The organism is Enterobacter vonholyi (assembly GCF_040834095.1).
In the GTDB taxonomy this organism is placed as follows: Bacteria; Pseudomonadota; Gammaproteobacteria; order Enterobacterales; family Enterobacteriaceae; genus Enterobacter; species Enterobacter vonholyi.
Map to the genome: position 1 here is coordinate 4,037,194 of NZ_CP162152.1, position 9,201 is coordinate 4,046,394.

At 50.1% G+C, this 9,201-nt stretch carries 20 protein-coding genes; all 20 read right to left on the reverse strand.

All coding sequences use genetic code 11. The features are described 5' to 3' along the window. Nucleotides 1-16: 16 nt before the first annotated feature. The 20 genes from rpsD to rplV all read right to left on the reverse strand — a co-directional run bounded on the left by rpsD (nucleotide 17) and on the right by rplV (nucleotide 9,194). On the reverse strand, nucleotides 17-637 hold the full coding sequence (rpsD, locus tag AB3N39_RS18940) for a 30S ribosomal protein S4 (RefSeq protein ID WP_004868345.1): 621 nt from the start codon (nucleotides 635-637) through the stop codon (nucleotides 17-19). Between the two features lie 33 nt (nucleotides 638-670). Continuing rightward, nucleotides 671-1,060, reverse strand: a complete 390-nt coding sequence (rpsK, locus tag AB3N39_RS18945; protein ID WP_003863312.1) for a 30S ribosomal protein S11 — start codon at nucleotides 1,058-1,060, stop codon at nucleotides 671-673. 16 nt (nucleotides 1,061-1,076) lie between these two features. Continuing rightward, nucleotides 1,077-1,433, reverse strand: coding sequence for a 30S ribosomal protein S13 (gene rpsM / locus AB3N39_RS18950; RefSeq protein WP_003863308.1), 357 nt, complete (start codon nucleotides 1,431-1,433; stop codon nucleotides 1,077-1,079). Nucleotides 1,434-1,579: 146 nt separating this feature from the next. Next, nucleotides 1,580-1,696 carry a 50S ribosomal protein L36 gene (rpmJ, locus tag AB3N39_RS18955; RefSeq protein ID WP_000868187.1) on the reverse strand — a complete coding sequence of 39 codons (117 nt, stop codon included), beginning with the start codon at nucleotides 1,694-1,696 and terminating at the stop codon, nucleotides 1,580-1,582. Between the two features lie 31 nt (nucleotides 1,697-1,727). Further along, nucleotides 1,728-3,059, reverse strand: coding sequence for a preprotein translocase subunit SecY (gene secY, locus AB3N39_RS18960; protein ID WP_003863305.1), 1,332 nt, complete (start codon nucleotides 3,057-3,059; stop codon nucleotides 1,728-1,730). A gap of 7 nt (nucleotides 3,060-3,066) precedes the next feature. Then, the gene (gene rplO / locus AB3N39_RS18965; RefSeq protein WP_003863304.1) at nucleotides 3,067-3,501 is read right to left on the reverse strand and encodes a 50S ribosomal protein L15; all 435 of its coding nucleotides are present in this window, start codon (nucleotides 3,499-3,501) and stop codon (nucleotides 3,067-3,069) included. Nucleotides 3,502-3,504: 3 nt separating this feature from the next. Next, the gene (rpmD, locus tag AB3N39_RS18970) at nucleotides 3,505-3,684 is read right to left on the reverse strand and encodes a 50S ribosomal protein L30 (protein WP_003863301.1); all 180 of its coding nucleotides are present in this window, start codon (nucleotides 3,682-3,684) and stop codon (nucleotides 3,505-3,507) included. Between the two features lie 6 nt (nucleotides 3,685-3,690). Beyond that, entirely contained in the window at nucleotides 3,691-4,191 is a 501-nt protein-coding gene (gene rpsE, locus AB3N39_RS18975) for a 30S ribosomal protein S5 (protein ID WP_003863299.1), read from the reverse strand. 14 nt (nucleotides 4,192-4,205) lie between these two features. After that, nucleotides 4,206-4,559: a 50S ribosomal protein L18 gene (gene rplR / locus AB3N39_RS18980; RefSeq protein ID WP_003863297.1), complete on the reverse strand. Its 354-nt coding sequence runs from the start codon at nucleotides 4,557-4,559 to the stop codon at nucleotides 4,206-4,208. Nucleotides 4,560-4,568: 9 nt separating this feature from the next. Then, a complete protein-coding gene (rplF, locus tag AB3N39_RS18985; protein ID WP_003863296.1) occupies nucleotides 4,569-5,102 on the reverse strand; it encodes a 50S ribosomal protein L6 in 534 nt (177 codons plus the stop codon). A 12-nt stretch (nucleotides 5,103-5,114) separates the two neighbouring features. Next, nucleotides 5,115-5,507: a 30S ribosomal protein S8 gene (gene rpsH, locus AB3N39_RS18990; RefSeq protein WP_006178918.1), complete on the reverse strand. Its 393-nt coding sequence runs from the start codon at nucleotides 5,505-5,507 to the stop codon at nucleotides 5,115-5,117. A gap of 30 nt (nucleotides 5,508-5,537) precedes the next feature. Further along, the gene (gene rpsN, locus AB3N39_RS18995; RefSeq protein WP_003863291.1) at nucleotides 5,538-5,843 is read right to left on the reverse strand and encodes a 30S ribosomal protein S14; all 306 of its coding nucleotides are present in this window, start codon (nucleotides 5,841-5,843) and stop codon (nucleotides 5,538-5,540) included. A gap of 14 nt (nucleotides 5,844-5,857) precedes the next feature. Next, the gene (rplE, locus tag AB3N39_RS19000) at nucleotides 5,858-6,397 is read right to left on the reverse strand and encodes a 50S ribosomal protein L5 (protein ID WP_001096202.1); all 540 of its coding nucleotides are present in this window, start codon (nucleotides 6,395-6,397) and stop codon (nucleotides 5,858-5,860) included. A 14-nt stretch (nucleotides 6,398-6,411) separates the two neighbouring features. After that, nucleotides 6,412-6,726 (reverse strand): 50S ribosomal protein L24, encoded by a 315-nt coding sequence (gene rplX, locus AB3N39_RS19005; RefSeq protein ID WP_003863287.1) that lies wholly within the window; start codon nucleotides 6,724-6,726, stop codon nucleotides 6,412-6,414. A gap of 10 nt (nucleotides 6,727-6,736) precedes the next feature. Beyond that, complete coding sequence (gene rplN, locus AB3N39_RS19010; RefSeq protein WP_002919748.1) at nucleotides 6,737-7,108, reverse strand: 50S ribosomal protein L14; 372 nt, start codon at nucleotides 7,106-7,108, stop codon at nucleotides 6,737-6,739. 166 nt (nucleotides 7,109-7,274) lie between these two features. Then, nucleotides 7,275-7,529, reverse strand: a complete 255-nt coding sequence (gene rpsQ / locus AB3N39_RS19015) for a 30S ribosomal protein S17 (RefSeq protein ID WP_008503489.1) — start codon at nucleotides 7,527-7,529, stop codon at nucleotides 7,275-7,277. Further along, the gene (gene rpmC, locus AB3N39_RS19020) at nucleotides 7,529-7,720 is read right to left on the reverse strand and encodes a 50S ribosomal protein L29 (RefSeq protein ID WP_003863282.1); all 192 of its coding nucleotides are present in this window, start codon (nucleotides 7,718-7,720) and stop codon (nucleotides 7,529-7,531) included. The genes rpsQ and rpmC overlap by 1 nt, the downstream gene beginning before the upstream one ends. Next, a complete protein-coding gene (gene rplP / locus AB3N39_RS19025; RefSeq protein ID WP_002919759.1) occupies nucleotides 7,720-8,130 on the reverse strand; it encodes a 50S ribosomal protein L16 in 411 nt (136 codons plus the stop codon). Before rplP ends, rpmC begins: the two co-directional genes overlap by 1 nt. Nucleotides 8,131-8,142: 12 nt before the next feature. Then, nucleotides 8,143-8,844: a 30S ribosomal protein S3 gene (gene rpsC, locus AB3N39_RS19030; protein WP_000529945.1), complete on the reverse strand. Its 702-nt coding sequence runs from the start codon at nucleotides 8,842-8,844 to the stop codon at nucleotides 8,143-8,145. A 17-nt stretch (nucleotides 8,845-8,861) separates the two neighbouring features. Beyond that, entirely contained in the window at nucleotides 8,862-9,194 is a 333-nt protein-coding gene (gene rplV, locus AB3N39_RS19035; RefSeq protein WP_002919773.1) for a 50S ribosomal protein L22, read from the reverse strand. Between the last annotated feature and the right edge of the window lie 7 nt (nucleotides 9,195-9,201).

The following is a 9,201-nucleotide window of genomic DNA, read 5'->3' on the forward strand; positions in this document are numbered from 1 at the left end:
TCTTTGGTACTAAGCTTTACTTGGAGTAAAGCTCGACGATCAGGTGTTCGTTAATGTCCGCAGACAGATCAGAACGTTCTGGCTGACGCTTGAACGTACCTTCCATCTTGCCAGCATCAACTTCCAGCCAGGTTGGCTTTTCACGCTGCTCAGCCAGCTCCAGAGCGGCCTTCACGCGAGATTGCTTTTTCGCTTTCTCACGAATGCTAACAACGTCATTCGCTTTAACCTGATAAGAAGCGATGTTAACAACACGACCGTTTACCATGATTGCTTTGTGGCTAACCAGCTGACGTGATTCAGCACGAGTAGCGCCGAAGCCCATACGGTATACAACGTTGTCCAGACGACCTTCCAGCAGAGCCAGCAGGTTTTCACCTGTGTTGCCTTTCAGACGTGCTGCTTCTTTATAGTAGTTACGGAACTGACGCTCCAGCACACCGTACATACGGCGAACTTTTTGCTTTTCACGCAACTGCACACCATAGTCAGACAGACGCGGTTTACGCGCACCGTGCTGGCCAGGAGCTTGTTCAATTTTACACTTGGTATCGATCGCGCGAACGCCAGACTTAAGGAATAAGTCGGTGCCCTCACGACGGCTCAGCTTGAGCTTAGGACCCAAATATCTTGCCATTTTCTATCTCCAACTAACCTAAAAAACGGAGCGTTATACGCGACGTTTTTTCGGCGGACGACAACCGTTATGAGGGATCGGAGTCACATCAGTAATATTCGTGATGCGGAAACCAGCGGCGTTCAGAGCGCGAACAGTAGATTCACGACCCGGACCCGGACCTTTAACCATAACTTCCAGATTCTTGATACCGTATTCTTTTACGGCTTCAGCGCAACGCTCTGCTGCAACCTGAGCTGCGAACGGAGTGGATTTGCGAGAACCACGGAAACCGGAACCACCGGCTGTTGCCCAACCCAATGCGTTACCCTGACGATCAGTAATAGTAACGATGGTGTTGTTGAAAGAAGCATGGATATGAGCCACGCCGTCAGAGACTTGTTTTCTTACACGTTTACGTGCACGAACTGGTGCCTTTGCCATTATTCAATCACCCCGATTATTTCTTGATCGGTTTGCGCGGACCCTTACGGGTACGTGCGTTGGTCTTAGTACGCTGACCGCGCACTGGCAGACCACGACGATGACGCAAACCGCGATAGCAACCAAGATCCATCAGGCGCTTGATGCTCATGCTGATTTCACGGCGCAGATCACCTTCAACGACAAATTTGGCAACTTCGTCACGCAGCGTGTCGATTTGTTCTTCAGACAGCTCACTGATCTTAACATCTTCAGCGATACCCGCTGCAGCCAGAATGGCTTTAGAACGGGTCTTGCCGACGCCGTAGATCGAAGTTAATGCGATCACAGCATGTTTCTGATCAGGAATGTTAATGCCTGCTATACGGGCCACTATGCACTCCTACTATTTAATATGTACGCACCATGCTGAAAAGCCCGTTTTCAGGATACTCAAATGGAAACGTACAGACATACAAAAGATTGGCTGGCTAATCTAGCCAGCTCAACCCAACTTTGCAAGAAAAATATGCGAAATAATCAGCCTTGGCGCTGTTTATGCTTCGGCTCGGCACTGCAAATCACACGGATGACACCATCACGCTTAACGATTTTGCAGTTACGGCATAATTTCTTGACGGAAGCACGAACTTTCATTTTTACTCTCCGTAACTTCTCAGGCGACCAATTAGCGGCCGTAGCCTTTCAGGTTCGCCTTCTTCAATGCAGACTCATACTGACTGGACATCATCAGAGTTTGCACTTGAGCCATAAAGTCCATAATCACGACAACAACGATAAGCAGTGAGGTCCCACCGAAGTAGAACGGTACTTTCATTGCATCACGCATGAACTCCGGGATCAGGCAGATAAAAGTAATATAGAGCGCACCAACCAAAGTCAGGCGGGTCATTACTTTATCGATATACTTCGCCGTTTGCTCTCCCGGACGAATTCCTGGTACAAATGCACCGGACTTCTTCAGGTTATCTGCTGTTTCACGCGGGTTGAAGACCAACGCCGTGTAGAAGAAACAGAAGAAGATGATCGCAGACGCATAGAGTAACACATAAAGTGGTTGCCCAGGCTGCAAATACAGCGAAATTGTTGTCAGCCAGTTCCAACCAGTACCGCCCCCGAACCATGACGCGATGGTCGCCGGGAACAGAATAATACTGGAAGCGAAGATAGCCGGGATAACCCCCGCCATGTTCACTTTCAGCGGTAAATGTGTGCTCTGTGCAGCATAGACACGACGACCTTGCTGACGTTTAGCGTAGTTCACCACAATGCGGCGTTGACCACGTTCAACGAAGACAACAAAGAACGTCACTGCAAATACTAATACTGCAACCAACAGCAACAGGAGGAAGTGCAGGTCGCCTTGACGCGCTTGCTCGATAGTATGGGCGATGGCTGGCGGGAGGCCCGCAACAATACCGGCGAAGATGATGATTGAGATACCGTTACCGATACCACGCTCAGTAATCTGTTCGCCGAGCCACATCAGGAACATTGTCCCTGTGACCAGACTTACAACAGCGGTGAAGTAGAATGCAAAGCCCGGGTTTAACACCAGGCCCTGCATACCAGGCATATTCGGCAGACCGGTAGCAATACCGATCGACTGGAATATTGCCAGCACCAGAGTACCGTAACGGGTGTACTGACTAATCTTACGACGTCCAGACTCCCCTTCTTTCTTCAACTCTGCCAGGGCCGGATGAACGACCGTCAGCAGCTGGATAATAATAGATGCCGAAATGTACGGCATAATACCCAATGCAAAGATAGAAGCACGGCTGAGAGCACCACCAGAGAACATGTTGAACATTTCAATGATGGTGCCTCGCTGTTGCTCAAGCAGTTTGGCAAGTACAGCGGCATCGATACCAGGGATCGGAATAAAAGAGCCAATACGGAACACAATCAGCGCGCCGATAACAAACAGCAGTCTGCGTTTCAGCTCGCCAAATCCACCTTTGGCACTTTGAAAATCTAATCCCGGTTGCTTAGCCATCTGCTACTTATTCCTCAATTTTACCGCCAGCAGCTTCGATAGCAGCACGAGCACCTTTAGTAACACGCAGGCCACGAACAGTTACCGGAGTAGAAACTTCACCAGCCAGGATCACTTTCGCGAACTCGATCTGGATACCGATAATGTTTGCTGCTTTCAGCGTGTTCAGGTCTACAACGCCGCCTTCAACTTTCGCCAGGTCAGACAGACGGATTTCCGCTGTGATCGCTGCTTTGCGAGAGGTGAAGCCGAACTTCGGCAGACGACGGTACAGTGGCATCTGGCCACCCTCGAAACCGCGACGTACGCCACCGCCAGAACGAGAGTTCTGACCTTTGTGACCACGACCACCGGTTTTACCGAGGCCAGAACCGATACCACGACCCAGGCGTTTACCCGCCTTTTTAGAGCCTTCGGCCGGAGACAGAGTATTTAAACGCATCTCTTACTCCTCAACTTTAACCATGAAGTAAACCGCGTTGACCATACCACGAACAGCAGGAGTATCCTCGCGCTCAACGGTATGACCAATACGACGCAGACCCAGGCCAAGCAGCGTTGCCTTGTGTTTCGGCAGACGACCGATTGCACTGCGGGTTTGAGTGATTTTAATAGTCTTTGCCATGGTCAATTACCCCAGAATTTCTTCAACGGATTTACCACGCTTGGCAGCGACCATTTCTGGAGAATTCATATTTTCCAGGCCATCAATAGTTGCACGAACCACGTTGATCGGGTTGGTGGAACCATATGCTTTAGCCAGAACGTTATGAACCCCAGCAACTTCCAGAACGGCGCGCATTGCACCACCGGCGATGATACCGGTACCTTCTGAAGCTGGCTGCATGAATACACGAGAACCCGTGTGAACACCTTTAACTGGGTGCTGCAGGGTGCCGTTGTTCAGCGCGACGTTAATCATGTTGCGACGGGCTTTTTCCATCGCTTTCTGGATCGCTGCTGGAACTTCACGCGCTTTACCGTAACCAAAACCAACGCGACCGTTACCATCGCCTACTACAGTCAGAGCTGTGAAGGAGAAAATACGACCACCTTTAACGGTTTTAGATACGCGGTTTACCGCGATCAGCTTTTCCTGCAGTTCGCCAGCCTGTTTTTCGATGTGAGCCATCTTACACCTCTACCTTAGAACTGAAGGCCAGCTTCACGGGCAGCATCTGCCAGTGCCTGGACACGACCATGATATTGGAACCCGGAACGGTCAAAGGAAACATTGCTGATGCCTTTTTCCAGAGCGCGTTCAGCAACAGCTTTACCTACAGCTGCAGCGGCGTCTTTGTTACCGGTGTACTTCAATTGTTCTGAGATAGCTTTTTCTACAGTAGAAGCAGCTACCAGAACTTCAGAACCGTTCGGTGCAATTACCTGTGCGTAAATATGACGCGGGGTACGATGTACCACCAGGCGAGTTGCACCCAGCTCTTTGAGCTTGCGGCGTGCGCGGGTCGCACGACGGATACGAGCAGATTTCTTATCCATAGTGTTACCTTACTTCTTCTTAGCCTCTTTGGTACGCACGACTTCGTCGGCGTAACGAACACCCTTGCCTTTGTAAGGCTCAGGACGACGGTAGGCGCGCAGATCTGCTGCAACCTGACCGATCAGCTGTTTATCAGCGCCTTTCAGCACGATTTCAGTCTGAGTCGGGCATTCTGCAGTGATACCGGCCGGCAGCGGATGCTCAACAGGGTGTGAGAAGCCCAGAGACAGGCCTACTGCATTCCCTTTGATAGCTGCACGATAACCTACACCAACCAGCTGAAGCTTTTTAGTGAAGCCTTCGGTAACACCAACAACCATTGAGTTCAGCAGGGCACGCGCGGTACCAGCCTGAGCCCATCCATCCACGAAACCATCACGTGGACCGAAGGTCAGAGCGTTATCTGCATGTTTAACTTCAACAGCTTTGTTGAGGGTACGAGTCAGCTCGCCGTTTTTACCTTTGATCGTAATAACCTGACCGTCGATTTTTACATCAACGCCGGCAGGAATAACGACCGGTGCTTTAGCAACACGAGACATTCTTTCCTCCGATTAGGCTACGTAGCAGATAATTTCGCCACCAAGACCAGCCTGGCGCGCTGCACGATCAGTCATAACACCTTTAGAGGTAGAAACAACTGCGATACCAAGACCAGCCATAACTTTTGGCAGCTCATCTTTTTTCTTATAGATGCGCAGGCCTGGGCGGCTGACACGCTGAATGCTTTCTACAACAGCTTTACCCTGGAAATACTTGAGAGTAAGTTCCAGTTCCGGCTTGGTGTCGCCTTCAACTTTAAAATCTTCGATAAAACCTTCTTCCTTCAGCACGTTGGCAATTGCCACTTTCAGCTTGGCGGAAGGCATGGTGACCGCAACTTTGTTCGCGGCCTGACCGTTACGGATACGGGTCAGCATATCCGCGATCGGATCTTGCATGCTCATCTGTCTTTACTCCCGTGATTCAATTGGTAATTACCAGCTAGCCTTTTTCAAGCCTGGCACTTCACCGCGCATGGCGGCTTCACGCAGTTTGATACGGCTCAACCCAAACTTGCCCACATAACCATGTGGACGACCTGTTTGACGACAGCGGTTACGCTGACGAGACGGGCTGGAATCACGCGGCAGAGACTGCAGCTTGAGAACCGCATTCCAACGATCTTCGTCGGAAGCGTTCACATCAGAAATGATCGCTTTCAGTTCAGCGCGTTTAGCGAAGAATTTATCAGCTAAAGCTACGCGCTTTACTTCGCGTGCTTTCATTGATTGCTTAGCCATTCAGTAACCCTACCTTACTTGCGGAACGGGAAGTCAAAGGCAGCCAGCAGAGCACGGCCTTCTTCGTCAGATTTCGCAGTAGTGGTAATGGTAATATCCAAACCACGCACGCGGTCGACTTTATCGTAGTCGATTTCTGGGAAGATGATCTGCTCACGGACACCCATGCTGTAGTTACCACGACCGTCGAAAGACTTAGCGGACAAGCCACGGAAGTCACGGATACGTGGAACAGCAATAGTGATCAGGCGCTCAAAGAACTCCCACATGCGTTCGCCACGCAGAGTTACTTTACAGCCGATCGGATAGCCCTGACGGATTTTGAAGCCTGCAACAGATTTGCGTGCTTTGGTGATCAGCGGTTTTTGACCGGAGATTGCTGTCAGGTCAGCTGCTGCGTTATCCAGCAGTTTCTTGTCAGCGATCGCTTCACCAACACCCATGTTCAGGGTGATCTTCTCGACCCGAGGGACTTGCATGACAGAATTGTAGTTAAACTCGGTCATGAGTTTTTTAACTACTTCGTCTTTGTAGTAATCATGCAGTTTCGCCATCGTACTACTCCAAATTACTTGATAGTTTCGCTGTTAGACTTGAAGAAACGGACTTTTTTGCCGTCTTCGAATCTAAAGCCTACACGGTCAGCCTTGCCGGTAGCCGCATTGAAGATTGCAACGTTAGAAACCTGAATAGCAGCTTCTTTTTCAACGATGCCACCTGGTTGGTTCAGGGCCGGAACCGGCTTCTGATGTTTCTTAACCAGGTTGATACCTTCAACGACAAGTTTGCCGGAAGACAGAACATTTTTTACTTTACCGCGTTTACCTTTATCTTTACCGGTTAACACGATAACTTCGTCATCACGACGGATTTTCGCTGCCATGATTCGCTCCTTAGAGTACTTCTGGTGCCAGAGAGATAATTTTCATGAACTTCTCAGTACGAAGTTCACGAGTTACCGGCCCAAAGATACGCGTGCCGATAGGCTGCTCGCTGTTATTGTTTAAAATAACGCATGCATTACCATCGAAGCGAATGACAGAACCGTCAGGGCGACGAACACCCTTCTTGGTGCGCACCACTACCGCCTTCAGCACATCACCTTTTTTGACCTTACCACGTGGAATTGCTTCCTTGATGGTGATCTTGATGATGTCGCCTACGCCTGCGTAGCGACGGTGCGAGCCACCCAGAACCTTGATACACATTACGCGACGTGCACCGGAGTTGTCGGCGACGTTCAGCATAGTCTGTTCTTGGATCATTTTAGTGCTCCGCTAATGTCAACTACTACCTGAGACTCTAAAATCAGAGCCGTTAAAAAGCCCCATATCGAGGGCGCGGCATTATAACACCGCTTCTGCAATATGGGTAGAAAAAATAAACGGCTCATCGCTGAGCCGTTTATTCGTATTGAGAAGGCGTACTGTATTACAGAACCGCTTTCTCTACAACGCGAACCAGCGTCCAGGACTTAGTCTTGGACAGTGGGCGGCATTCACGGATTTCAACCTTGTCGCCGATACCACATTCGTTGTTCTCGTCATGTACGTGCAGTTTGGTCGTACGCTTGATGAATTTACCGTAGATCGGGTGTTTCACAATACGTTCGATAGCTACAACAATGGATTTCTCCATTTTGTCGCTAACAACACGACCTTGCAGAGTACGGATTTTATCGGTCATTACGCACCCGCCTTCTGAGTCAGTAAAGTCTTAACGCGTGCAACATTGCGACGCACTTGCTTCAGCAGGTGAGTCTGTTGCAGCTGGCCACTTGCAGCCTGCATACGCAGGTTGAACTGCTCACGCAGCAGGTTCAGCAGCTCAGCGTTCAGCTCTTCAACGCTTTTTTCACGCAGCTCTTTTGCTTTCATTACATCACCGTCTTAGTTACAAAGGTGGTTTTGATAGGCAGTTTCGCTGCTGCCAGGCCGAAGGCTTCACGGGCCAGCTCTTCCGGAACACCGTCCATTTCATAAAGGACTTTGCCCGGTTGGATCAAGGCAACCCAGTACTCCACGTTACCTTTACCTTTACCCATACGAACTTCCAGCGGCTTCTCGGTGATCGGTTTGTCCGGGAATACACGGATCCAGATCTTACCTTGACGCTTAACTGCACGGGTCATTGCACGACGTGCTGCTTCGATCTGACGTGCAGTCAGACGACCACGGCCAACAGCTTTCAGACCGAAAGTGCCGAAGCTAACATCCGTACCCTGCGCCAGACCACGGTTGCGGCCTTTGTGCACTTTACGGAATTTTGTACGCTTTGGTTGTAACATCAGCGACGCTCCTTATTTACGGCCTTTACGCTGCTGCTTTTTAGGTTGAGCAGCCGGTTTTTCCGGTTGTTCAACAGCAGCCATACCACCCAGGATCTCACCTTTGAAGATCCATACCTTAACGCCGATTACACCGTAAGTGGTGTGCGCTTCAGAGGTGTTGTAGTCGATGTCAGCACGCAGAGTGTGCAGCGGTACGCGACCTTCACGGTACCATTCGGTACGTGCGATTTCCGCGCCGCCCAGACGGCCGCTAACTTCAACTTTGATACCTTTAGCGCCCAGACGCATTGCGTTCTGTACAGCACGCTTCATAGCACGACGGAACATTACACGACGTTCCAGCTGTGAAGTGATGCTGTCAGCAACCAATTTAGCGTCCAGTTCAGGCTTACGAACTTCAGCGATATTGATCTGTGCAGGAACGCCAGCGATATCCGCTACGACCTTGCGCAGTTTTTCTACGTCTTCGCCTTTCTTACCGATAACGATGCCAGGACGAGCAGTGTGAATAGTCACACGGATGCTCTTCGCTGGACGCTCGATAACGATACGAGATACAGACGCTTTAGCCAGTTCCTTAGTCAGGTACTGACGTACTTTAAAATCGCTGTCCAGGTTGTCAGCGAATTCTTTGGTGTTCGCAAACCAGGTAGAGTTCCATGGTTTTACAATACCCAGGCGAATACCATTAGGATGTACTTTCTGACCCATTGCTAGTCTCCAGAGTCTCAGCGATCGGACACAACCACAGTAATGTGGCTGGTGCGCTTCAGGATGCGATCTGCACGACCTTTCGCACGCGGCATAATGCGCTTCATGCTTGGGCCTTCATCTACGAAAATTTTCGCGACTTTCAGATCGTCGATGTCAGCGCCATCGTTGTGTTCAGCGTTAGCAATGGCAGATTCCAGTACTTTCTTGACCAATACCGCAGCTTTCTTGTTGGTATAGGTCAGGATGTCCAGGGCCTGCGACACTTTCTTACCGCGAATCAGGTCAGCAACAAGGCGAACCTTCTGAGCAGAAGAACGAGCATGGCGATGTTGAGCTAAAGTTTCCATCTCTTCC